This window comes from Paenibacillus terricola (genome assembly GCF_014779765.1).
Taxonomy (GTDB): Bacteria; Bacillota; Bacilli; order Paenibacillales; family Paenibacillaceae; genus Paenibacillus_T; species Paenibacillus_T terricola.
The window spans coordinates 128,418-153,068 of the sequence record NZ_JACXZA010000002.1; the positions used below are offsets into that span (position 1 = coordinate 128,418).

The window sequence follows — 24,651 nt, forward strand, 5'->3', positions numbered from 1 at the left end:
TATCCTTCGTATAATTGAAAACGTAAAGTATTTAATGAATCTATTAATGGATTAGGGGCAGTGATAGAAATGGCGAATGAAGCAGTGATTGGATCGTTCTACGGCGAGAAGGCCGTATGGCTTCGCTCTGGCAAGTATGAAGCAGCTTTGCTGCCAGAGATCGGTGCGAACCTCGTTGCGTTCCGCGACGTCGAAGCAGGATATAAGTTTTTGCGTGAACCGGAAGAAGCAGAGATGGACTCGTTCCGTGAAGCACCTGCTGTGTATGGTATCCCGGTATTGTTCCCGCCGAACCGTTACCGTGACGGTAAGTTCGAAGCAGCAGGTATTTCTTACAACCTGCCAGTGAATGAGAAGGCAACAGGTAACCATTTGCACGGTTTCTTCTATAAAGCAGCTTGGGATATCGTTGATCAAGGCGCTAACGATCAAGAGAGTTATGTTGTCGTTCGTTATGTCGTTGACGAGAACGACAGTGTATACAGCGTGCTGCCGCACCGCTTCCAGATCGAGATCCGTTACGCGTTGTCCGCGAATGGACTTGCTCAGACGAGTACGGTAACGAACAACGGCGACAAGCAGCTCCCATGCTTGCTTGGCTACCATACAGCCATTAACGCACCATTCGCGCCAGAAAGCTCGAAAGCAGATGTAACAGCTCACGTAACGACAGGCGTACGTTGGGAGCTCGACGAGCGTATGCTGCCGACGGGTGGCACGATCCCGATGACGGCAGCAGAAGAAGCGATGAAGTCGCCGCAAGGCGGATCGCCTTATGCAGAATCATTGGACAACCACTATTCCGCAGCGCCGGTTGATGGCCGCAACTTCGCAGAAGTCATTGACCACCGCATTGGCGTCAAGCTTGTCTATGATGCAGGAGTGAACTACAAGCAGTGGATGATTTGGAACAATGGCGCATCGGCAGGCTTCTTCTGCCCAGAGCCGCAAATCAACTTGGTTGACGCGCCGAACGTGGATCTGCCGGACGAGACGAAAGGATTCGTATTGCTTCAGCCGGGTCAATCTTGGAACGAGACAAGCCGCCTGTATACGGAAAAGCTTGCTTAATGATTTGGGAATAATAGTAGTGCTTGCTGTCCTTAGTTGGGCGGCAAGCTTTTTTATTTTACACAATAGTGATCCTTCCATAGTTTCTTTAGCAAAACTTAAACATTAGATGGTAGACACTTGCTGATTTCGCCGTATATGATGAAAAGTGTTTTTCTAATGAATATTTTTCCATTACGACTCACGTAGATGACTTGCAATATTGGAGCAATAACAGACCAATAATAGAGTTTTCGTATATTCGACAATTTTTGCCTATTAATGCTCAGTTAGTTATGCAATAATTAGGATGTATAGGTTATAGATTAGTTTTCATATTTGCAGCAACTTATTCGAGAATCGGTACGTCTAAAGTGTGCATATCCTAAATTCATACAATACAAATCATTAATGGAAGGGGTATAGTGAACACCATTTAGGAGGGGTTTTGTGTCAATCGTTCAACCTGCCAAGCAGCGAGTAAGATCGAAGCTGCCACAGCTTGATTTGTTTCGAGCATTTGCCTTATTCGGCGTTATTAGTGTTCATTCATCATCTACTGCAGCTGCGATAAGCGGATTGCATTCCAAGTATTTTTCGATCTTTAATATTATGAATATCTTTTTTAAATTCGGCACTCCTTGTTTTATTTTTCTGAGCAGCTTTGTCTTGTTCTACAATTATTATGATCGGCCAGAAACGGGATCGCTAATTCGTAAATTTTATCGTAAGCGTTTGCTTTACATTATTGTTCCATATGTGCTCATTTCAATTCTTTATTTCATCTTCAATCATCAGATGAATCATACGCCGTGGCTTAGTTTTAATGAAGAGATGTCCAAATTCCTAAATAAGCTCTCGACTGGCTCGGTACATACGCATTTGTATTTTGTATTTGTCAATACGCAGTTTTATCTCATATTCCCGCTTGTACTTATAATTTTGAAGCAGTTTAAGCGTTTGGCTGCTTGGGCTTTCCCGATTGGGTTGCTGCTGCAATGGGGATATGTGATGCTAAACCATCATTATCATTTTCAGTGGATGCCTAAAGGCAGTCTATCGATCAGCTATTTCTCTTATTACCTGCTGGGTGCTAGCCTTGCGATTTATTATGAACGCTGGCATGGCTGGTTGTCTCGAGGGTGGAAAGAGAGACGGTTAACGGATCGTCTGACCGTTTCCGCTCTTTGGTTAAGCTGGCTGGCGGTTTCGGGAACGCATGTTGCGATATGGCATGCAACGCGAATTTATCATATTTATTATAATTCGCTTTTATATGAGCTGTTATGGAACGTGCAGACGCTGATGTCTGCCATCGTCCTGTTGTTCACAGCTTATCTGCTTCAACGTTTGTTTGAAGGCAAATTCTTTTATCGCACTTTGGCAGTTATCGGACAGCTTTCGTTCGCGATCTATTTGGTACATCCATTCGTGCTTGCCATCTATCGCAAATTCGATATGGGCATATCCACCTTCGTCTCGGAGTATGTGTTCTGGATTTGGGGCGGATTCGCTGCAGCGCTGCTGATCTCTATGCTCGCCGTACATTCCGTCTTCCGTTATGTGCCGAAAGCCTGGATGCTGCTTGGCGGCTTGCCTGCCTATGTGGTAGCTGCGAAGGAGAAGGAGAAGGAGAAGGGAGCTGCGAACCAAACACAGCAGGAGCAGTATCTCAATCGTCAGGCTGGAGTTTAAGATTATTGTTGAATTGCAATTACATAATAGGCATAAGAAAGCCCCCGCAGTCACGTTATCGTGAAACTGCGGGGGCTTTGTCCATTTGATTACTTGGACTCTTCGATGATGAGTACGCCACGGCCAGCTACTTCGGCACTGCCGCTAAGCTTCGTGCCGGATAGAAGTTCTGTACCAGTTACGCTGCCCAAATCGAAGGATTGAGTTTCTGCATTGTGGTTCAATACGAATACATAAGACTGGCCATCCTTCGTCCGTTTCACTGCTTCAACACCGGCAACTGCAGGAAGGATTGGCTGAATGCCGTGCGCTGCGCAGATTTGACCAAGCAGACCTTGCAGGAACGATGCCTCAGGGCTCGTGCCAACATACCAAGCTTCGCCTTGTCCGAAACGGTTGCGCGTTACAACCGGCATACCTTTGTAGAAGTCTTGGCCGTACGTTGCGATAACATCTGCGCCTTCGCTGTGGAGAAGATCGCACAGCAATCCGCATTCATATTGACCGCTCAGCTTACCGAACGTATCGTTCATAACGATTGCGTTGCGTTGGTCTGGGAACAATGCGTCGATTTCTTCTGCCCAGATGCCAAGCAGGTTGCGCAGTTCGCCAGGGTAGCCGCCGAGCGTTACGATGTCATTCTCATTGACGATACCGCTGAAGAACGTTGTGATGAATGTGCCGCCGTTCTGCGTGAATTGCTCAAGGCGTGCAGCGACACCTGGTTTCACCATGTACATAACAGGTGCGATCAGCACGTCATATTGGCTGAAATCAGCATCCATTGGAACCATATCAACCGCGATGTTCTGTTGGTAGAGCGCATCGTAGTATTTGTGTACTTCATCCGTATATTTCAAGGCAGCGGATGGACCGGAAGAGAACTCAACCGCCCACCAGTTTTCCCAATCGAACAAGATGCCGACCTTGGCTGTACCACGCGCGTTGAGAATCTTGTCGCCAAGCTGCGAGAGCTCGCTGCCGAGCTGCGCGCATTCGCGGAATACACGCGTATGCTCGTGGCCGACATGTTCGATGAGTGCGCCATGGTACTTCTCGCATGCGCCGATCGAGCGGCGGAGCTGGAAGAACATGACACTGTCCGCACCATGCGCAACGGCTTGGTAGCTCCACAGTGCCATAACGCCAGGACGCTTCAGCGAGTTGTATGCCTGCCAGTTCTGCTGGCTTGGCGTCTGCTCCATGAGCAGGAATGGCTCGCCGCCCTTGAGGCCGCGCATAAGATCGTGCATCATAGCGGTGTAGCTGACAGGCGTATCAGCGGATGGGTAGTTATCCCACGATACGATATCCATATGCTTCGCCCATTTGAAGTAATCAAGTGGCTTGTAAGCGCCCATCAAGTTAGTCGTAACAGGAACGTTAGGCGTATGCTTCTTCAGTTCCTCATACTCCAACTTGTAGCAGTCGAGCATGCTGTCCGAGTTGAAACGTGTATAGTCGAGCGAGATGCCCTGGAAGCAAGTGTGACGCGTCGACCATTGTTCGCTGAGCATATTCGGAGGCACGATTTCTTCCCAATCGTAGAACGTGTGACCCCAGAAACGTGTATTCCACTGCTCGTTGAGCTTGTCCAGCGTACCGTATTTGTTCTTAAGCCAAACGCGGAATGCAGCTGCGCAGTTGTCGCAGTAACATTCGCCGCCGTACTCATTGGACACATGCCACAACAGCAGGGCGGGGTGATCCTTATAGCGTTCAGCGATCTTGCCTGCAAGCTTCGCCGAATAGGTGCGATAAACCAAGCTGTTCGCGCATGAATTGTGACGTCCGCCGAACTTGCGTTTACGGCCATCGAAGTCTACACGGAGAATTTCTGGATATTTGCGTGCCATCCATGCTGGATGTGCGCCAGTGCTAGTTGCCAAACAAGCATAGATGCCGTTTGCTTGAAGCATATCCATAATCTCGTCCAGTGTGGAGAAATCATAAGTGTCATCATTAGGCTGCAACATAGCCCAAGAGAAAACGTTAACCGTGGCGATATCCATGCCTGCAAGACGGATCATACGCATATCTTCCGGCCATACACTCTTGTCCCATTGTTCAGGATTGTAGTCGCCGCCATATAACATTTTGGTCAATTTGGATGATAACAAACTGCTCAGCTCCTTCAATTGATGTACTGTTAGTTTACAGCATTCTAGCAATTGCATACATATAACAATTGAAGGAGTGAATATAATAATTCGGTACATAGGAATGAAATGTGATATCCCGTGAGAAGGAAAGCTCCAGCTGTTTCGGCTTTAATTAGCGTCGCACAAGCTCTGGCCAAATCTCTTGGACATCCACCCGAAGCTCAGAGGCGATTAGTTCGGCTGTCAGACGCTGTGGTTTGCTGATTTTACCATTGCGAAGTTTTGAAATCGTCTGTAGGGAAATGCCGGTAGATTGCGACAACTGGCTTGCGGACAAGTCACGTTTGGCCATCCAGATTTTCAGCTTCGTACTCGATTGTTCGCTGCTGCTGGTCTCTTGCATTTCCCAGATCGAGAAAGCGAATTGTTCGAATTCGCCGAATCCGTTGTAAATCGGATAGATTGTTGTGCGCATGGCAAGTTCACTTAATTCGTCAAAACGAAGCGTGTGCATGAACAAGTCCTGTTGGACTTTGTCGATAGCACATTGGGCTAACTGAGCCCGGATAATGTCATGCTCCGCAGCGCTAATAAAGTCAAACATAGAGTGATTCAACACGGTAACGTCAGCGGGCTCCACGGCCGGCACGAAATTAACATGAAATTTCCTTACTATATAATGCTTGTCCATAATTCCGACATAAAACGCCTTTCCGCTCTTCGATTGCTGCTCGATCCATAGCTCGGCACTTAGATCCGTGGCGGTCAGCAGAAAGTAAGGCGATCCATCTGAAGCAGATTCAAGTGGTTTAACATCCAATACGATTGGTTTCTGTGCACGTGTTCCAGTCTCGATGATTGTTTCAGTGTAATCTTCGGGAAGAACGGCTCCCTTCAAATCAGCGATACGAGGGAATAGGTGTCGAAAGGGAATGTGGGGCAGCTTCTCTCGCTCGTAACCGCATAGCTGAACAAAGGCAGGATTGGCATCTGTAATCGTAAAGGAACGGCCTAGGCGGCGAACGATCGCAAGAGGCTGCGGGATCGTCTGAAAGATTTGCCGAAAGATAAGCTACCATTCCTCTCATTCTATTTTCCATTACGACACAAGTATAGGCTTACCCTATAGCAAGGGCAATGCTCCGATATATCTAATTACTGTAAGAGGTCGTTCAAAAAGTCCGCTTTTGATCACGAACCTTTTTGAACATGTACTGGAATGAAGCGTTAACATTGGTTATTTCTTTAAAAATTTAAATCCGCCCATATGATCGGGACCTAAACGTACCAAACGTTTCTGAATTCCAGATGAAAACTCTTTAGTGGGCTTATACGGCGCTTTATCATGGTAATATTTCCCGTTAAGATTAGATGTGCCTATGAAAAGGGGGCGAAATGGTTTCGAATATGGAGTGAAGATTGGGTTCGGAGGGTTTCGACAACTTTCGCTCGAAGTGACAAGCATATGCTCAGTTTGAGTGAAATATGTGTCATATATATGTGAACTTTGCGTTATTTACAGGTAAAATTCAATGACGCATTTTTGAAAATAGGGTTCCCAATTTTCAATATTCCTGTATAATGGAGGTAACCTCCACGATATCCCCCCTGATCATGTATGATTCTTAACAATAACTTAACAGGAGGTGTCACATTGATGACAGTATTAACGCTCCCATATGGGATCTCACAGGATGATCTATACTTGTTCAACGAAGGCGTACTTTATCGAAGTTACCGAACTTTCGGAGCTCACCGAATAAAGTGGAAACGAAAGACAGGTATCCGATTTGTTGTCTGGGCCCCTAACGCAGCCTCGGTAAGTGTAGTAGGGGATTTCAATAAGTGGGACAGTACGAAGGATGTGCTGGAACAGATCGGCAACACTGGCGTCTGGGCATGCTTTGTTCATGGATTAAAGGACGGCGAGCGGTACAAGTACGAGATTGTGACAGCAAGTGGACAGAAGCTGCTCAAAGCTGACCCGTACGCGTTCAGCTCCGAATTAAGACCCCATACAGCCTCGATTGTAACCGATTTGAACGGGTATGAATGGGGCGACTCGGACTGGATGGACCGCAAGCAAGCACTCTTCGATCGACCGCTCCTCATTTATGAAGTTCACGCCGGCTCCTGGAAGATTCATGGCAAGGAGCAATTCCTTACGTACAGCGAATTATCTATTGAGCTCGTCGATTATGCCGCAGAGATGGGTTATACCCATATTGAGCTTATGCCAATTGCGGAGCATCCATTCGACCGTTCATGGGGGTATCAGATTACCGGCTTCTACGCAGCAACTAGTCGGTATGGAACGCCAAAGCAGTTCATGCAGTTCGTCGACCGCTGTCATCAGAAAGGGCTTGGCATCATTCTTGATTGGGTGCCTGGACATTTCTGCCGCGATGATCACGGTCTGCGCGATTTCGACGGATCGCCGCTTTATGAAGGGCCGAACTGGCGCAAAGCGGATAAACCGCAGTGGGGAACCCTTTCCTTCGATTTCGGTCGTAACGAAGTTGTTGGATTTCTGATCTCCAACGCAATATTTTGGCTCGATCTATTTCATATAGATGGCCTGAGGGTTGATGCAGTCGCTCATATGGTTGATCTTCATATGGATAAACCTGAGGAGCTGCGTACGCTGAACCCTTATGGCGGCAAGGAAGATTTAGATGCTCTCCGATTCCTCCGGAGACTGAATGAAGTCGTATTTCAATACTATCCCGAGACGCTCATGATTGCCGAAGATTCATCCGCACAACCAGCAGTCACATCACCAACCTACCTCGGCGGACTCGGATTCAACTTCAAATGGAATATGGGCTGGATGAACGATATGCTGCGCTATATGCAGCTCGACCCAGCTGACCGCAAGCATCACCACAATCTCATCACGTTCTCGCTTCTCTATGCTTTCTCCGAAAATTACGTGCTGCCATTCTCACACGACGAGGTGGTACACGGCAAACGTTCACTCCTTCACAAAATGTCAGGCTCCTACGAAGAAAAATTCGCTCAACTAAAACTGCTTTACGGTTATTGGATTACACACCCAGGCAAGAAACTATTGTTTATGGGCAGTGATTGGGGACAATTCGATGAATGGAAAGATCTCGATCAACTCGACTGGATGCTCCTCGATTATCCGCTGCATTTAGATATGCAGAAGTACGTACAACGGCTGTATCACGTATACCGCACGACACCTGCTCTATGGGAGCGTGATCGGGATTACGATGGCTTCCGCTGGATTGATGTACATAATGCAGAACAAAGCGTGATTTCGTTCGAACGGCGAGGTATAGAAGCGAACGAGATCGTCGTTGTCGTCTGTAACTTCTCGCGCAACGACTATGGCAATTACCGGATCGGTGTACCGATGTCGGGCAGCTATGAGCTGTTGATGCACAGCAGCGAGGAAGTGTCCCGGCAGGGCCTCTTAGCTCCGCTTATGAGCGAGGAAATCCCTTATCACGGACGCGGATACAGCGTGCAAGTTACGCTGAAGCCATTCTCCTGTCTGATGCTTCACTATAAAGTAATTGAATACATTTAGGAGTTGATGCTATGGGGCGTAAAGAAATGGTCGCGATGCTGCTCGCCGGAGGAGAAGGAAAAAGACTCGGCGTATTGACAAAGGATTTGGCGAAGCCGGCTGTTTACTTTGGCGGGAAATATCGAATTATCGATTTCACGCTAAGCAACTGCGCTCATTCGGGCATCGACACGGTAGGCGTTCTCACGCAATATCAGCCGCTTGACCTGAACCGGTATTTGGGGATCGGCAGCCCTTGGGGGCTGGACCGCCGCGACGGCGGGATGGCAATTCTGCCACCTTATGTGAAGCAGAAGGGCGGCGCATGGTACAAAGGAACAGCAAATGCAATCTATCAGAACATGGGTTTTATCGATCGTTATGATCCTGAATATGTGCTAGTGATTTCGGGCGACCACATCTACAAGATGGATTATGAGAAAATGCTCGAGCACCATAAGAAGACAGGTGCGGATGTAACGATTGCTGGAATTGAAGTGCCATGGAAGGAAGCTAGCCGATTCGGCATTATGCATGCCGACGATGAAGATCGAATTACGGCATTCGAAGAGAAGCCGAAGGTGCCGACTAGCAATAGAGCATCGATGGGCATCTACATTTTCTCATGGCATGTGCTGCAGCGTTATCTGATTCGTGATGAGGCGAGTCGTCATTCCTCGAATGATTTTGGTAAAGATATATTGCCTGCGATGTTAAAAGATAGCCTCAATATGTTCGTATATCCATTCAGAGGCTATTGGAAGGATGTCGGTACGATCGAAAGTCTGTGGGAAGCGAACATGGACCTGCTCGATGATTCACCAGCGCTTGATTTGACGGATCCAGAATGGCGGATTTACTCCGTTAGTCCGAATCGACCAGCACAATATATTGCACCAAGCTCACGTATCGTGTCATCGATCGTGAATGAAGGCTGCCTGATTGAAGGCGATGTGCACCGTTCTGTCCTGTTCTATGGCGTGCAGACGGGAATTGATAGTATCGTCCGAGAGTCGGTTGTCATGCCGAATGCGCGCATCGGTCGCGATGTGCGGCTGTATCGCACCATTGTGGGCGACGGTGCAGTTATCGCAGACGGCGTAACAATCGGTCATCCTGAGCATGGCGGCGTGACGGTCGTCGGCAGTGATGAGTTTATTGCGAGCTACAAAACACTGCTGGAGGTCGAACCATCGTGATGAAAAATAAAGTAATGGGCTTAATCAATCTTGTACATGAACCGGATGAGCTGGAAGGGCTGACAGCGAACCGGTGTCCGGCAACGGTGCCTTTCGGCGGCCGTTACCGACTTATCGATTTCGTGCTGTCGAACATGGTGAACAGCGGGATTTCCCGCGTTGCCGTGCTCGCGCATACGAAATATCGGTCTTTAATGGATCACCTAGGTTCCGGCAAACATTGGGATCTTCATAACCGTCAGAGCGGGCTTTTCATTCTGCCTCCGACTTCCGACGATGCTCAAGATCTGCGCCGTGGTGACCTTTATCATATGTTTCAGAATCGGGATTATTTGATGCGCAGCCATCATGAATATGTCGTTCTTGCCCGAAGCCACGTCATCTGCAATATCGATCTAGAGCCAGTCGTAGCGTTCCACGAGAGGCAAAAGGCGGATATTACGGTGGTGTGCAAGAAACACTCGTCAACTACGCCGGGCAAGAGCCGGAAAGTATTGATGGATGCAACAGGGCGTGTCCTGGAGATGCAGGATCATTATGGACGTTTGAATACAGAACTTATGTCGACCGAGATTTATGTCATTAGACGCGAGCTGCTGCTTGAACTGGTGGAATCATCGCTGGCACAAGGGCAGGAGCATCTCGTTCGGCATGCCATTATGACGCGTCTTGATCAACTGAAGGTGTATGGCTATCAGTTTGATGGCTATGTAGGCATGGTCAATACGCTCGAAAGCTATTATTTCAACAACATGCAGTTGCTGCGTTCCGATGTGTGGAAGGATCTGTTCTTCCGTCCGGGACCGATCTATACGAAAGTCAAGGATGAGCCGCCTGCCCGTTATTTGGAAGGGGCTAAGGTATCTGGTTCGGTCATTGCGAACGGGTGCGTCATTGAAGGGACGGTCATAAACAGTGTACTGTTCCGCGGCGTGCATGTGCGCAAAGGAGCGATCATTCGCAACAGCATCATTATGCAGAATGGCGTTGTAGGCGAGAACAGCATGCTGGATTATGCCATTCTCGATAAGGACGTCATGATCGAGCAAGGAAGAGATATTCGCGGGGCGGCGGGATCGCCGTTCGTCGCTGGGAAACGTAAAATTATTTAATAAAAGCCATTTGTTTGCAAGTCGTGTTGCCGAAGAAGAAATCAAATTACAACATCAGAGTGACTTTGAGCAAAGCTCAAAGATTCTGATGTAAAGCGGAGTGACTTTGAACTCCGTTCAAAGATCCTGATGTAAGGAGTGAAAGTGTCGTGAAAGTATTGTTTGCCGCTTCGGAGGCTGTGCCGTTGGCCAAATCCGGTGGACTGGGAGATGTGACGGGGGCGCTGCCTAAAGCGTTGAACGAACGAGGGGCGGAAGTGCGAGTCGTGCTTCCCAAGTATGCCGACATTCCTGAATCCTTCTTGGAGCATTTCGAGACGATTCATACATTCTCGTTCCACTTTAGCTGGCGCCATCAATACTGCGGATTACTCCGCGGTGTTGTTGGCGGCGTCACCTTTTATTTGATTGACAATGAGCAATATTTCAAACGCGATGGACTGTACGGCTACGAAGACGATCCGGAGCGGTTCGTCTTCTTCAATTTTGCAATCGCAGAATGTTTGCCGCATCTGGATTTCGTACCTGATATTATCCATTGTCATGATTGGCAGACGGCGCTGCTGCCGTTCCTGCTCAAGACGCGTTATGCGTTTGATCCGCTCTGCCGCTCTGTCCGTACTGTATTTACGATTCACAATTTGAGATACCAAGGCGTCTTCGGCCAGAAGCTGTTTCAGGATCTGATTGGAATGGACGATTTCTGGTTCTGGACAAGCGGTCTGGAGTTCCACGGCGCGGCGAACTGCATGAAGGCCGGCTTGCAGTATGCGGATCGGCTGACGACAGTGAGCGAGACTTACGCAGAGGAGATTCAGACCGAGTATTGGGGCGAGAATCTGGACGGCGTTATTCGCTGGCGCGCATCAGAGCTGCAAGGTATCCTGAACGGGATCGACACGGAGAGCTACGACCCAATGAATGATCCAGCGCTCGAAACCCCTTATAGGGGGTCAGTGAGCCGTAAGCGTAAGAATAAAACCGCTTTGCAGCGGGAACTCGGACTGCCCGTATCGGAACAGATTCCTGTTATCGGGATTGTGACTCGCCTTGTTGAACAAAAGGGTATTGATTTGATCGACCGCGTGCTTGGGGATTTGCTCGATGAAGGCATTCAGTTGGTCATCCTTGGAGCAGGCGACTATCGCTATGAGGAAATGCTGCGTGGCGCTGCGCAATGGCGTCCGGAGCAAATCGCGTTGAAACTTGGATATGATGAAGGATTGGCGCGGCGAATTTATGCAGGCTCGGATATGTTCTTGATGCCTTCGAAGTTCGAGCCTTGCGGCTTGAGCCAGTTGATCGCACTCCGTTATCGGACAGTGCCGATCGTTCGGGAGACCGGCGGACTAAGAGACACGGTACAATCGTACAATGAATATACTGGAACGGGTAACGGCTTTACCTTCGCCAGCTATAACGCACACGACATGCTTCATACGGTTCGCAGAGCGCTTGCGCATTACCGGAATGAAGAAGATTGGAAGACGATAGTCGCCAATGGTGCCAAAGAAGACTATAGCTGGAGCCGTTCTGCCAAATCGTACATGTCCCTCTATAGTGAACTGCTGCCTCTTCGAAAGGAGACAGAAAGATGGCCCGTCATCTCGTAATTGGCAACGGAAAAATGCTTCTCAATCTTGATAATCACTGCTTCATCCGTGATATTTATTATCCATACGTCGGCCAGCTTAACCATGTCGGCGGTCAAACGTGCCGCTTCGGCATTTGGGCTGCGGGACGATTCGCATGGCTCGACGATCCGAGCTGGAAGTTCGAGCTGGATTACATTGAAGGCACGCTGGTGACGAATGTGCGGGCGACGAACGAGTCGCTCGGCGTTCAGCTGCATCTGAACGATGGCATTCATCAGCGTGAATGTATTTATATTAAACGCGTGGTCGTCCGCAATCTTGCGGTCGAACCTCGCGAATTCCGGTTATTCTTTCATCAGGACCTGATGATCGATGGATCTGAAGTAGGGGATACAGCGGCTTATTTTCCGGAAAATCATACGCTCTTTCACTACAAGCGATCCTCTTACTTTATGTTTAATGGTTTCTCCGATGAAGGCGGCATTATGCAATATTCGACCGGTATCAAGAGGTTCCATTCGGCAGAAGGCACATGGCGCGATGCGGAAGATGGCGTCCTGATGGGCAATACGATTGCGCAAGGATCTGTAGACAGTACCATCAGCTTCCGAACGATTGTACCGCCTAGCGGAGAGAAGACGATTTATTACTGGATGTCGATCGGCAAAAGTTTGGAAGAAGTTAAGGAACTCAATCAGTATGTTCAGGACAATCATCCGGAGAAGCTGCTGAGCCGTATCGTTATCTACTGGAAGCATTGGCTGAGGCGGGCGGAGAAGGATATGGGCGATTTGCCTGCAGGAGTTGTTAAGACGTTCAAACAGAGCCTGCTTATTGTGAGGACGCAGACGGATGAACGGGGTGCCATTGTAGCTGCTAACGACACCGATATCTTGCAATACAATCGGGATCACTACAGTTACATGTGGCCAAGGGACGGCGCTTTAATTGCAGAATCGATGTCGGGGGCGGGCTTTCACAGCGTCATCGCACCTTTTTTTCATTTTTGTGCGCAAGCGTTAGCACCAGAAGGATATTTGTATCACAAATATAATCCAGACGGTACAGTAGGCTCGAGCTGGCATCCATATATCGTGCAAGGAAGCCGAAGACTGCCGATTCAAGAAGACGAGACCGCGCTCGTCCTGTTTGCGTTATGGCAGGATTATAATCGTCATCAGGTTATAGAGCTCCCGCAATCGCTGTATTCGAACCTGATCCGCAAAGCGGCTCATTTCTTGACGCAGTATATGGAGCATTCGCTGTCGCTGCCTAAACCTAGTTATGATCTGTGGGAAGAACGATATGGAATATGGACATACACAGCATCTTCTGTGTATGGCGGATTGATGTCTGCTGCCTTCTTCACCGAGTTGTTCGGCGATTATGAGCGCAGCGACCATTATCGCAATACCGCACAAGCGGTGAAGCACGGCATTCTTACGCATCTTTGGGACGAAGATACGGGCCGGTTCGCTCGGGGGTTGGTGCAGAAGGACAATCGTTGGATTAAGGATATGACGCTGGAGAGCAGTCTGTTCGCGATCTGGGAGTTCGGCGTACTTCCCGTTGATGATGATCGTGTCGTCCGCACGATGCGCGCCATTAAAGAGGGGTTAAGCATCCGAACCGGGGTTGGCGGCGTGGCGCGTTATACGAACGACTACTATTTTCAACAGTCCGGCGATATTGAGAAGGTGCCAGGCAACCCTTGGATCATCTGTACATTATGGGTTGCGAACTATGAGATCGAATCCGCCCAATCGCTGAGCGATCTGGAAGGACCCAAACTGACGTTGCAGTGGGTAGTTGACCATGCTATGGAGAGCGGTGTGCTCCCAGAGCAAATTAATCCGTATGACGGAGGACCGCTGTCCGTAGCGCCGCTTACATGGTCTCATGCGACCTTCGTGCAAAGCGTAACTAAATATGTGAAGAAGTACCGCGAGTTATCGCGGTGAATCGGATCGCAATATTCGGGAATGCAGGAGGCTGATCCGACGTGCTGCGGTACGTGTGGAGTGGATAAAGGGCTGAACAGGAGAATGTACTGTTCAGCTTTTTTTTTTCGAGTGAACGATTTGTGCAATAAAGGAGCAGTTCCGTGCATTGGAGCAAGCCTTGCAACTATGCGATAATAATTTAAGGACATGCAATATCTACAGGAGGCGATTGGCAATGGGAAACGAGATTAACATCACGAGAGCAGAGGACAAGGACTTGCCGGCGATCGTCGAGATTTATAATTCAACGGTTGCGAGCCGAATGGTAACAGCCGATCTGGAGCCAGTTACGGTTGAGAGTCGTAAACCTTGGTTTCATAACCGCGACTGGGAGACACGTCCGATCTGGGTAGCACGCAGTGGTGATACATTAATGGGCTGGTTGAGCTTCCAGCCTTATTACGGCCGTCCAGCCTATCGCGCGACTGCGGAGTTCAGCATTTACATTGCCGAGCAGAGCAGAGGGACCGGCGTTGGAAGCATGCTTCTCGATCGTGCGATAAGCGGTTGTCATACACTTGGCATTAAGACGCTGCTGGGGTTCGTATTCGGGCATAACCAACCAAGCTTGCGACTGCTCAGTAAGTTCGGTTTCGAGCAATGGGGTATGCTTCCTGGCGCATGCGATCTGGATGGCGCGGAGCGGGATGTTGTCATTATGGGCAGAAAAGTTTAACGACTTAACGTTTATTCCACTGCATTCATACAATTAGGGGGAACCACGCTTTATGTTGAAGTCAATACCGCCAATTATTTCGCCTGATTTGCTCAAAATACTGATGGAGATGGGACATGGGGATGAGCTTGTCATCGCAGACGGCAACTTCCCGGCAGCAAGCCACACGCAGCGGCTTGTCCGCCTTGATGGACACGGCGTGCCGGAAGTGCTGGATGCAGTCCTTAGTCTACTGCCGCTCGATCAGTATGTGGACATGCCTGCGGCAGTCATGGGAGTTGTTCCAGGCGATCCGGTTGTACCTGTAATCTGGGAACAGTATGCTGCACTAACGCAAAAGCATGAGGGGAAATCGATCCAAATAGAAGAGTTGGAACGGTTTGCGTTCTATGAGCGGGCCAAGCATGCTTATGCTATTGTAGCTACAAGCGAACGCGCCCAATATGCTAATATCATTGTCAAAAAAGGCTGCGTTCTCTAATCGGTATTCTTCGATCAAATGCCAAAAGGGCGTCCAACCGCATCAAGTGCGGGTGGACGCCCTTCCTGCATTAAAATCAGATCCGCTCGGATCAGAACCAGCCAGCGCGAAGTACGATAACGAGCAGGATATAGAGAACGAGAATAACGCCGATGCTAGTGCAAATTCCGCCGACACCGAAGCCGCCGAGGCAGCTACCGCCGTATCCAGGTCCTACACCTGCTCCTGCAACAGGATATCCCATAGTTCATGACCTCCTAATTGGTTCTGTGTGAAGGTTTAACTCACAATGCTAATGTATGTCGGTCAAGGAGGAATGTTATGGACGTTTATACCCCCTCTGAGCGAATTGGGCGTTCGCACAGATGCAGAAGCCGATGCAAGGAGCGGTGATGAGCCTTTTATGTCAAATGCCCAAAGAGCATGTAAGCGCGATATACATTCAAGGGCAGATCGGCGGGAGCGGCTGTTGGCCTGCGAATTGGCGTATATGCTTGATCCTGGATTCCGACCGATGCGTTTGTCCCCTTCCGATCACAATTTGAGACGATGCTCCTGCGCTTATAATCGAGATGCAGCCCACGGAGATGCAGGGATTCTGATTCAGTCGGTAGGTTTGGACGACACTATCATCGTCGTCAGCCTCGATAATAGCAGGAATGGGGCGGGAGAAAATGACGTATGACTCGAAGAATATGTCACCGGCGTAAGGGTGATCTTTCTGCCGTTGAATAGCGAGCGCTCGCAGCATTGCGTTAGACTCTGAACGATCTCCAAGCTGCATGACGCCAGCTTGGGAAATATTTATTAGGTTAATGCCTTGAACTTCAGATACACGTGAATTATCGTAGTTCAAATCAAGGAACACAGGCGGCGGCAGATTGGCTTCGGGAATGGAGAAGCTTAGTCGCGGCCGCATTATATCAATGAGACGTTTACTGGCATACGATTTCGCATTCTAGGCTCTCCCTCAGCTTCTTCAGCGCCTTCAGGCAGTTGCAGCGCTACAAGCTGACCGACAACGACTGACTCTGGCGGAGTATCGAACATGGAATAGAGGGCGACGGTATCATTATCGCCAACTTGAAGCAATGATGAGCTCGATACCCCAAGCACCTCAATAGAACCGACCTGCAGCCCTTGATTCACAACATAGAATATCATACGGTGTTCACTCCTCCTGCTGATTCCCGCCGCTTGAAAGTTTCGTTAAGTATTGCCTCATCGCCATATCCACATCTCGAATCGTCTTCGCTGTCACTTGATCCTCGAAGTCTGGCGAATCTGCTTGAGCTATGTCTCCCGATGATGCTTGCTGCATATAGAATTGAATGCGAGTAGGCGCTTGCCGGCGGATATCCTCGATAATGATGCGGCGATGATACGGATCAAGCGGGACATTAAGCTCATGCTCGAAATTAACTAATGCATGAGGCGCTTTCGTATCTAAATATTCATTCACTCGTGTTTGCACCGTTCCGAATGGCGGGGGCATCTGCATCGATGCAGGGCCAGCCGAAGGGAAAACGTTAGGCTTGCTGTTTAATGAACCCGGCGCACCGCTTTCGGCGTTTCCAATCCCTGTTCCTCCATTGCCTCCATCAACAGCAGCTCCAAGAGGTCCGCTTGGGATAACATTACCCTTCTTCGCCTGCTGAACGATGAATTGGTCGATTTCGCCTTCGCCGCCATCGCCTGACGGCTGAATGCCGATATTAAGTGTTCCATCCAATTTCTCTATTTTCAATTGATCGAATTGATACTCGATTTTATCAATGTGATACGTTGGTTTAGCCGCTGCAGTCTGCACTTGAGTCATTAGCATATCAACGCGTTTCTGGAGCATTGCAATCTGCTCTTGTTGCTGCCGCAGCGTCTGTTGAACTTGCGCAACCCATGTCGGCCACCCTTGCCACCCAGCTGTCGGCCGCTCCGCCGCAGAAGCGGCGGGCTGGCCGTAAGGGATTCCGTTGTTGTTCGTCACAGCCATGCCCATGCACCTCGCATCATTATTTCGGGTTTATCTCGGATTCGGAAGCGGGACGAATGAGAGCGGATTCTCGGTTTCTTCGCCCAGTTGAGGGGCTGGTCCGGTGAAACCGCCGGAATTGTACAACTGAGACAATGATCGAATCGATCCGGCGCTGCCTACTTGAAGGACAGAGCTGTTGGAAACGCTCTGAACCCGAAGCTGCTGAATTGTAATTTGCTGATAAATGGTCCAATTGCTCATATCGCATTAACTCCGCTTGCGACGTTGTTCTGCGTATTGTCCTGCACATCAGGGTCGATCGTATTCGTTGCGCTCAGAGCATTGTTCGAGTTCGCTAAGCTGCCAGTTAAGAAAGATCCCGCGCCTGCGTATGTCTTGGATGCGCTGGACGGCGATACTTGTACGGCATCACCGAATTGGACGATTCCGCTGGAGCCGATGCTCGTAATGTTGACGAAGCCTACGACTGCTGGCATACGGCTTTCCACCTCCTTGTCTAGCGATTCCATATATCGTTATCGTATGCGGCATTCGCCCATTGGTTCCGCACATGCCCATTCCGGCATAAGATTATAACGTACAGGAGAATCGGCGGCCGGGGGCAGGAGGGGATCGCTCATGGTAAAGTGGGATGAAATGGAGCAGTGGATGCAGAAGCAGCAGCTTCCTCGCGGGTTTGACGCGCTGAAAGATACCGGGTGGGTTGAACGTTATGTGAAGTCGATGATGGCCAATGCGATGCCTGAGAAGCCCGCAATGCCCGGCAGCAGTAATGCGGAAACATTCGAAACGCATCATTTTATCGTTATCAAATGGAAGCTTCCTCGCGGTGTGCGACCATCTGAACTGCGCTTGTTCGTCCGCGAGGATCGCATTCGAATCGAAGGTCTTCCGCAAGAGCAGCGCGAGACGATTGAACTTCCCAGACAAGTGAATCCTCGCGTGTGCAAGGCATTATGCCAAGACGGCATTCTCCAGATCAAGCTGCGCAAGAAGCCGGTCGACCGCCGCTACTATGAAACGCCGATACGCTACTAGCAATCGTCATCAATTCTTCACTAGTGCTACTGGAAACGGCTCAGCCGTTCCGCTATAATGTAGCGAGATATAGTAGTGATGATGGAGGATTGTCAATGACTCTAGTCGACGTCAGCAGTGTGTCACCTGCATTATTCGTGATCGGAGCAGTATTCATCATGCTCATATTCTCCCTGCTTAGCTTGGGCATACTTAAGATGTTTCAACTGCGATATCGCTCCGGGTGGTTCTCGTTTGCAGGCGCGGTCGTCAGTGCAGTGGTGTTCGGCGTCATTCTGAACACCTGGTTCGTCTGACGGGCGAACGAATGAATCCGCTATCAGGATGCTGCAATTAGGCGGCTCCTGTTAGCCTTGCTTAACCTGCCTCTAATCGAAGCCGCTCATCTCCGAGAGGCTTCGATAGAGGTTTTCTCTTTTTAACAGCGCATTCATTAGAAGGAAGGTCATACATATGTGGTCGGGTATATGGTTTATTACGAATATTTTGTTTGTCGTAAGCATCATCGCCTTTCTGTTTGCTCATCGTACTGTAACGGAAGGCAGACGAATGGAAGTGGGGGCTGTTCGTCTGGCTGCTTCGATCCGGGTTCGCACCATGTTCGGCATCGTAAGTATCGTCATGTTTGCGGCTATGGCACTTAGTTTCGTCATCAATATGAAAGTCAATGGGTAAATGAGATTAATAAGAAACTGTTTAATCTTTGTGTCCAAATCATGACAAACTGACGAATTTTCGCAACCTTTACCTACTTCATGACGTCCAAATGAACGGATAGGATGAAGTAGAGATAAAGGAGTCGTTGTGTTGAAAAAGATCAAATGGTTGTTGCTCTTATCGTTGTTAATGATGCAAATGGCAGTAAATGTACCATCTCTGTATGCGGCGGGTTCAACTACGGACACGCTCACAATGGTGAAGAATAGTACAACAATCGTACACAATGGCGCGAAGACAACTGCGGCTCAGCCACTAACGTTCATTAATGGAGTATCTTACATTCCGCTGAAGGCGATTGCTGTGGAATTCGGTTACAAAGTTACTTACAACGCATCGTCGAAGGAGTCCATTGCGACGTCCAGCGATGGTGTCGAGCTGCGATTTAAGCCGAACTCGACTACCGTGATGAAGAATGGTGTCGGTACTGCATTGACAGGACCGGCGATTAACCAGAAGGGGTCATTCATGATTCCGGTCAAATCGTGGTCCATTCTAACGGGAGCGCAGTTGTCGCTTGTCGGAACGACAATGACGCTGTCATGGTCGACTGCTCCTAAAGCGCCGACAGCTGCGTTCGAGGTTTCGCCAACGGAGATTTACGCGCAGCAGACGCTTGTCCAGTATAAGGATAAGTCTGTTATCCCTAGCGGTTCGGGCATATTGAACGAAGTATGGGACGGCCGTCAGGATGTGTTCGAAGAAGCAGGTACGTATACGATTACGCGTCAAGTCCAAGATTATAACGGCACTTGGAGTGATCCTTATTCGGTAACGATTCAGGTCAAAGCTCCGAACCAAGCGCCAGTGGCAGATTTTGCGACGGACAAGACGACTTACCGAATCGGTGAGAACGTGTTGTATACGGATTGGAGTACGGACGACGAGAATTCGATCGTTTCTGCCAAGTGGTCTGGCAATGAGAAAGTGTTCTTCGCTGCAGGGGAATATCCTGTATCGCTCGAGGTGACGGACCGTCACGGTTTGACCTCGCAAGTAACGAAGAATATTACGGTTTCGAGTGAAGTGTTGTATACGCGTGAAGAGTACTACAGCCTATTCACGCCAGTTGGCGAGAAATATTCGATTAACGGTGCTTCGGTGCTGAATAGTACGGTCGTTCCGTTCACCTCAGTATCTGAGCCAGCACAGATGGTACGCAGCAATAGTCCGGAGACGTGGACGAGCGAAGGCATTGCCTATGAGGACCAACTGCTCGGCGATATTCGCTTCATGTTCCACAACATGAATAATACGGGCGGACCGGTCAAAATGTATTTGCTCGCAACGAACTACGGCAGCGTGACGGCTAACGTCGGCATCGGCGCATCAGGTTTAGGTGGACCGAATCCGCAAGTGTCGGCTACAGGCAAAATGTCAACGGCTCGCTACCTGACGGCACTCGCGTCCAACCCTGCAACGTCTTGGATGACCGTCAAGCCGGGCGAGACGAAGGAAGTGCTGCCGCTTATCTCGCAGCGCGCGCTTAAACAAAGCGAAGTTATTTCGGCATTCGCCGATCTTGTCACGGACCAACGTCTGGAATTCCATATTGTCGTCGTGAAGGAAGGCAAGAATCCAATAACGGAGCTGCCGAACCTGACGTACTTCATAGAGCGTGATGCACACGTACGCGGGACATTTAACGGTACGAACCGCGCAATCGAAATCAATGAAACGCTCGGCAATTCGCCGCAGCGCCTTGTCATTGGCGACGGCAAGCTGGATCCGTACCTTACGGGTTATGATGGCCTGACAGGCAACTTGGAAATCAATAAAGGCAACTTCGGCGTGTTGTACAAAATGAAGCTGACGCATGTTGCACCGCGCACGCTCATTTCGCTCAACCCGCGCGGCGGCTACTATATGGGAGCTTTCCTCGTTAATGGCAAGCTTGTAACCCTGCCGGCTTCCACTCCGACCATAACGGACAATAACGAAGCAGGCGTTCTATACCGGACAGGACTAACCGAGGAAACGGTAGAGATCCAGTTCATGATCGCTCCTGGCGGCAATCTTCCGCTTGCGATGTTGTTTACTCCACTGCCTTCGGTTCGGTGGTAATAGGAATCATTCGTTTCAGGCTGCAGCAGTGTGCGCAAATACGCGCGCTGCTGCAGCTTTTTCTTTGGTTGTCAGATAGACGCCAAGGGTCCTTCATTTGACGCTGTCTCTATTTTGCGGCATTATGATTAGTAGAGGTCGTTCAACACGAACGAGTAGTAGATTCACCTTGATTCGGAGGGTTTGCCTTGCAGACAATGACGACGGAAGAGATTGTTCGGAGGATGGCTGCGCAGGGACTGCGCATTACGGATCAGCGTAAGACGCTGGCAGCGCTGTTCGCTGAATCGCCTGGCTACAGAACGCCTAAAGAAGTTTATGAATATATGGGCCGCATTTATTCGGGCCTGAGCTTTGATACTGTGTATCGGAATCTTCGCATTATGGAAGAGCTTGGTGTATTGGAGCAGGTTATGTTCGAGGAGGGTGTACGCTTCAAGCAGCACTGTCGCGAGCATGATCATCATCATCATCTCATCTGCTTGCAATGCAGCAAGACGTACCCGATTAAGCATTGTCCGATGGATGCGACGGACGTACCGGATAATTTCCAGGTTGTGAAGCATAAGTTTGAAGTGTTCGGCTACTGCAAAGATTGCCGACAGGATGAGGCAGAGCTGCCGGCAGAGTAAGCTCGCGTTGTGACGGAACCGCAGGATAGGAGGATTTGCTGACATGATGAATAAAGTGCTGCAGCTGCCGGTTCATTTTTACCGCCGCGTTATTTCGCCGCTGAAGCCGCCAACTTGCCGTTATTATCCTACCTGCTCGCAGTATGCGTTAACAGCTCTTGAACAGCATGGCGCGGCCCGAGGCTCCTGGCTTGCAGTCAAACGCATCTGCCGCTGCCATCCGTTCCATCCTGGCGGATATGATCCCGTGCCTGAGCCCAAACCGAAGGCGAAACGAACGCAGCAGGGCGGCAGTCCTTGACATCGCATAGCTCGGTTCGATATATTTTGGATATAAGCGTATAGGTGGATTAACCGATGAACGGATAAGTACGAGCAAGCGGTCATTGCAGAGAGCCGGAGAAGCTGGGAACCGGTATGAGGCGCGCTGTGGAAAATGGTCCGGGAGGTACCGCTATCGAGCAATGCGAAGCATGAGGTGCGGCAAGCACTTCAGGTCTGCTGCGCGGCAAGAGGCGGCGTGTCGTTCCGCGTTAAGGAATGTGTCGTCTTCACGGACGGCGAATGAAGCTTTCCATGAAGAGACGCACAGGCGATACCGCCAAGCGGACATGGGAAGGAAATTGGGTGGTACCGCGTGAGTGAGAACTCTCGTCCCATGTTGGACGGGGGTTTTTTGTCGTCCATAAGCAGTTAATCATTCGATGAAGGAGCGATTAAAGGTGAGCAATAAAACATTCTACATTACGACACCAATCTATTATCCGAGCGATAAGCTTCATATCGGCCATGCGTATACGACGGTAGCAGGCGACGCAATGGCGCGTTATAAGCGCCTCCGCGGCTACGAGGTACGTTATTTGACAGGTACGGACGAGCATGGACAGAAGATTGAGCGCAAGGCGCAAGAGAGTGGCAAGACGCCTCAGCAGTTCGTCGACGACATCGTAGTTGGCATCAAGGAGCTATGGAAAAAGCTCGACATCTCGAACGATGACTTTATCCGCACGACGGAAGACCGCCACAAGCGCGTCGTCGAACGGATCTTCACGAAGCTCGTTGAACAGGATGACATTTACAAAGGCGCATATGAAGGCTGGTATTGTACGCCGTGTGAATCGTTCTTCCTCGAGCGTCAGCTCGTGGATGGCAATTGCCCAGACTGCGGACGCCCGGTTGAACTCGTGAAGGAAGAAAGCTACTTCTTCAGAATGAGCAAATATGCTGATCGTCTGCTGCAATTCTACAACGATAACCCTGACTTCATTCAGCCTGAATCGCGCAAGAATGAGATGATCAACAACTTCATCAAGCCAGGTCTTGAGGATCTTGCAGTGTCGCGTACAACGTTCGACTGGGGCATTAAAGTACCGAATGATCCGAAGCATGTCGTGTACGTATGGATCGATGCGCTGTCGAACTATATCACGGCGCTTGGCTATGATACGCAAGATGATGAGTTGTATCGCAAATTCTGGCCTGCTGACGTTCATCTTGTCGGTAAGGAGATTGTCCGTTTCCATACGATCTACTGGCCGATCATGCTGATGGCGCTTGACCTGCCGCTGCCGAAGAAAGTGTTCGCGCATGGCTGGTGGCTGACGAAGGAAGGCAAAATGTCCAAGTCGAAAGGCACGGTTATCGACCCTGTGAAGCTGATTGACCGTTATGGCCTCGACGTACTGCGTTACTTCCTGCTTCGTGAAGTGCCGTTTGGTTCCGATGGCACGTTCACGCCTGAAAGCTTCGTTGAGCGTACGAACTTCGATCTCGCGAACGACCTTGGCAACCTGCTGAACCGGACAGTCGCGATGATTACCAAATATTTCGATGGCGTCATTCCGGCCTATGCAGGTGATGTGACACCATTCGATGCTCCGCTGCGTGAGCAAGCTGCAGAGTCCATTGCAACGCTGGAAGCAGCAATGGAGAAAATGGAGTTCTCCGTTGCATTGACAGCGCTCTGGCAGTTTGTCAGCCGGACGAACAAATATATCGACGAGACGCAGCCATGGGTGCTTGCGAAGGATGAAGCGAAACGTGGCGAGCTTGCTTCGTCGATGTATCATCTTGCAGAATCGCTGCGCATTGTATCAATCGTCCTGCAGCCGTTCTTGACGAGCGCGCCGCAATCCATGTGGTCGCAGCTTGGCATCGAAGCAGGCGAGTTGACGGCATGGGAGAGTGCGAAGCAATTCGGCACGCTGCCAGGCGGTACGCGCGTGGGCAAAGGCGAGCCGATCTTCCCTCGTCTGGATGCGACTGAAGAAATCGCATTCATTATCTCGTCGATGAGCGGCGGCACAGCTCCTGCTGAGCCAGCAGCACAAGCTGCTGCGTCAACAGAAGGCGGCGTTACGGAGAAGCCTGAGATGGCCGAAGAGATCGGCATTGAGGACTTCGCGAAGGTTGAGCTGCGGGTGGCGCAAGTCATTGCTGCTGAGCCAGTTCCTAAGGCGGATAAGCTGCTGAAGCTGCAGTTGGATCTTGGCTTCGAGCAGCGCCAAGTAGTATCGGGTATCGCGAAATTCTATACGCCTGACCAGCTGATTGGCCGCAAGGTCATCTGCGTAACGAATCTGAAGCCGGTCAAGCTGCGCGGCGAGCTGTCGCAAGGCATGATCTTGGCAGCATCCGAAGGCGATCAGCTGACGCTGGCAACGGTGCCAGACAGCATGCCGAACGGCGCGAAAGTGAAGTAATGGTCTGTTGAAATACAGGCAGCCCCGAAAGTCCTTAATCGGACGATCGGGGCT

The 24,651-nt window shown here is 49.9% G+C and carries 25 protein-coding genes and 1 pseudogene; 17 read left to right on the forward strand and 9 right to left on the reverse strand.

What is annotated here, in order from left to right:
- The first annotated feature begins 69 nt into the window (after positions 1-69).
- Both H8B09_RS07800 and H8B09_RS07805 read left to right on the forward strand, forming a co-directional pair.
- Positions 70-1,071, forward strand: coding sequence for an aldose 1-epimerase (locus H8B09_RS07800; protein WP_191202961.1), 1,002 nt, complete (start codon positions 70-72; stop codon positions 1,069-1,071).
- 429 nt (positions 1,072-1,500) lie between these two features.
- Entirely contained in the window at positions 1,501-2,745 is a 1,245-nt protein-coding gene (locus H8B09_RS07805; protein ID WP_191202962.1) for an acyltransferase, read from the forward strand.
- Positions 2,746-2,834: 89 nt separating this feature from the next.
- Here H8B09_RS07805 and H8B09_RS07810 read toward each other — a convergent pair whose 3' ends face one another.
- The 3 genes and pseudogenes from H8B09_RS07810 to H8B09_RS31190 all read right to left on the reverse strand — a co-directional run.
- Entirely contained in the window at positions 2,835-4,865 is a 2,031-nt protein-coding gene (locus H8B09_RS07810) for a beta-galactosidase (protein ID WP_191202963.1), read from the reverse strand.
- A 154-nt stretch (positions 4,866-5,019) separates the two neighbouring features.
- Entirely contained in the window at positions 5,020-5,667 is a 648-nt protein-coding gene (locus tag H8B09_RS07815) for a helix-turn-helix domain-containing protein (protein WP_224753404.1), read from the reverse strand.
- Positions 5,668-5,760: 93 nt separating this feature from the next.
- Positions 5,761-5,916 (reverse strand): annotated as a pseudogene (locus H8B09_RS31190) (PAS domain-containing protein); the annotation flags it as partial.
- A 588-nt stretch (positions 5,917-6,504) separates the two neighbouring features.
- On the opposite strand from H8B09_RS31190, the gene glgB reads away from it, so the two are divergent.
- The 7 genes from glgB to H8B09_RS07855 all read left to right on the forward strand — a co-directional run bounded on the left by glgB (position 6,505) and on the right by H8B09_RS07855 (position 15,451).
- The gene (gene glgB, locus H8B09_RS07825) at positions 6,505-8,406 is read left to right on the forward strand and encodes a 1,4-alpha-glucan branching protein GlgB (protein WP_191202965.1); all 1,902 of its coding nucleotides are present in this window, start codon (positions 6,505-6,507) and stop codon (positions 8,404-8,406) included.
- Between the two features lie 11 nt (positions 8,407-8,417).
- Complete coding sequence (locus H8B09_RS07830) at positions 8,418-9,584, forward strand: glucose-1-phosphate adenylyltransferase (protein WP_191202966.1); 1,167 nt, start codon at positions 8,418-8,420, stop codon at positions 9,582-9,584.
- Positions 9,584-10,696 carry a glucose-1-phosphate adenylyltransferase subunit GlgD gene (gene glgD, locus H8B09_RS07835; protein ID WP_191203755.1) on the forward strand — a complete coding sequence of 371 codons (1,113 nt, stop codon included), beginning with the start codon at positions 9,584-9,586 and terminating at the stop codon, positions 10,694-10,696. The genes H8B09_RS07830 and glgD overlap by 1 nt, the downstream gene beginning before the upstream one ends.
- 149 nt (positions 10,697-10,845) lie before the next feature.
- Positions 10,846-12,309, forward strand: a complete 1,464-nt coding sequence (gene glgA / locus H8B09_RS07840; RefSeq protein WP_191202967.1) for a glycogen synthase GlgA — start codon at positions 10,846-10,848, stop codon at positions 12,307-12,309.
- Positions 12,291-14,252 carry a glycoside hydrolase family 15 protein gene (locus H8B09_RS07845; protein WP_191202968.1) on the forward strand — a complete coding sequence of 654 codons (1,962 nt, stop codon included), beginning with the start codon at positions 12,291-12,293 and terminating at the stop codon, positions 14,250-14,252. The genes glgA and H8B09_RS07845 overlap by 19 nt, the downstream gene beginning before the upstream one ends.
- A gap of 217 nt (positions 14,253-14,469) precedes the next feature.
- Positions 14,470-14,970: a GNAT family N-acetyltransferase gene (locus H8B09_RS07850; RefSeq protein ID WP_191202969.1), complete on the forward strand. Its 501-nt coding sequence runs from the start codon at positions 14,470-14,472 to the stop codon at positions 14,968-14,970.
- A 52-nt stretch (positions 14,971-15,022) separates the two neighbouring features.
- A complete protein-coding gene (locus H8B09_RS07855; protein WP_191202970.1) occupies positions 15,023-15,451 on the forward strand; it encodes an RbsD/FucU family protein in 429 nt (142 codons plus the stop codon).
- A gap of 91 nt (positions 15,452-15,542) precedes the next feature.
- Here H8B09_RS07855 and H8B09_RS07860 read toward each other — a convergent pair whose 3' ends face one another.
- The 6 genes from H8B09_RS07860 to H8B09_RS07885 all read right to left on the reverse strand — a co-directional run bounded on the left by H8B09_RS07860 (position 15,543) and on the right by H8B09_RS07885 (position 17,920).
- Entirely contained in the window at positions 15,543-15,695 is a 153-nt protein-coding gene (locus H8B09_RS07860) for a sporulation protein YjcZ (RefSeq protein WP_191202971.1), read from the reverse strand.
- A 198-nt stretch (positions 15,696-15,893) separates the two neighbouring features.
- On the reverse strand, positions 15,894-16,370 hold the full coding sequence (locus H8B09_RS07865; RefSeq protein ID WP_191202972.1) for a spore germination protein GerPE: 477 nt from the start codon (positions 16,368-16,370) through the stop codon (positions 15,894-15,896).
- A complete protein-coding gene (locus H8B09_RS07870) occupies positions 16,370-16,615 on the reverse strand; it encodes a spore germination protein GerPD (RefSeq protein ID WP_191202973.1) in 246 nt (81 codons plus the stop codon). Before H8B09_RS07870 ends, H8B09_RS07865 begins: the two co-directional genes overlap by 1 nt.
- Before the next feature lie 7 nt (positions 16,616-16,622).
- Positions 16,623-17,441 (reverse strand): spore germination protein GerPC, encoded by an 819-nt coding sequence (gene gerPC, locus H8B09_RS07875; protein WP_191202974.1) that lies wholly within the window; start codon positions 17,439-17,441, stop codon positions 16,623-16,625.
- A 30-nt stretch (positions 17,442-17,471) separates the two neighbouring features.
- Positions 17,472-17,684: a spore germination protein GerPB gene (locus H8B09_RS07880; protein ID WP_191202975.1), complete on the reverse strand. Its 213-nt coding sequence runs from the start codon at positions 17,682-17,684 to the stop codon at positions 17,472-17,474.
- Positions 17,681-17,920: a spore germination protein gene (locus tag H8B09_RS07885; RefSeq protein ID WP_110043519.1), complete on the reverse strand. Its 240-nt coding sequence runs from the start codon at positions 17,918-17,920 to the stop codon at positions 17,681-17,683. Before H8B09_RS07885 ends, H8B09_RS07880 begins: the two co-directional genes overlap by 4 nt.
- A 142-nt stretch (positions 17,921-18,062) precedes the next feature.
- On the opposite strand from H8B09_RS07885, the gene H8B09_RS07890 reads away from it, so the two are divergent.
- From H8B09_RS07890 to metG, 8 genes are all read left to right on the forward strand, one after another.
- On the forward strand, positions 18,063-18,482 hold the full coding sequence (locus tag H8B09_RS07890; RefSeq protein ID WP_191202976.1) for an Hsp20/alpha crystallin family protein: 420 nt from the start codon (positions 18,063-18,065) through the stop codon (positions 18,480-18,482).
- A 95-nt stretch (positions 18,483-18,577) separates the two neighbouring features.
- Positions 18,578-18,778, forward strand: a complete 201-nt coding sequence (locus H8B09_RS07895) for a hypothetical protein (RefSeq protein ID WP_191202977.1) — start codon at positions 18,578-18,580, stop codon at positions 18,776-18,778.
- Between the two features lie 157 nt (positions 18,779-18,935).
- Positions 18,936-19,157, forward strand: coding sequence for a hypothetical protein (locus H8B09_RS07900; protein WP_191202978.1), 222 nt, complete (start codon positions 18,936-18,938; stop codon positions 19,155-19,157).
- A gap of 132 nt (positions 19,158-19,289) precedes the next feature.
- The gene (locus tag H8B09_RS07905) at positions 19,290-21,263 is read left to right on the forward strand and encodes a stalk domain-containing protein (protein WP_191202979.1); all 1,974 of its coding nucleotides are present in this window, start codon (positions 19,290-19,292) and stop codon (positions 21,261-21,263) included.
- Positions 21,264-21,460: 197 nt separating this feature from the next.
- The gene (locus H8B09_RS07910) at positions 21,461-21,895 is read left to right on the forward strand and encodes a Fur family transcriptional regulator (protein ID WP_191203756.1); all 435 of its coding nucleotides are present in this window, start codon (positions 21,461-21,463) and stop codon (positions 21,893-21,895) included.
- Between the two features lie 46 nt (positions 21,896-21,941).
- A complete protein-coding gene (yidD, locus tag H8B09_RS07915; protein WP_191203757.1) occupies positions 21,942-22,196 on the forward strand; it encodes a membrane protein insertion efficiency factor YidD in 255 nt (84 codons plus the stop codon).
- 135 nt (positions 22,197-22,331) lie between these two features.
- Complete coding sequence (locus H8B09_RS30860; RefSeq protein WP_263576126.1) at positions 22,332-22,463, forward strand: hypothetical protein; 132 nt, start codon at positions 22,332-22,334, stop codon at positions 22,461-22,463.
- Positions 22,464-22,599: 136 nt separating this feature from the next.
- Positions 22,600-24,597, forward strand: a complete 1,998-nt coding sequence (metG, locus tag H8B09_RS07920; protein ID WP_191202980.1) for a methionine--tRNA ligase — start codon at positions 22,600-22,602, stop codon at positions 24,595-24,597.
- Positions 24,598-24,651: the final 54 nt, after the last annotated feature.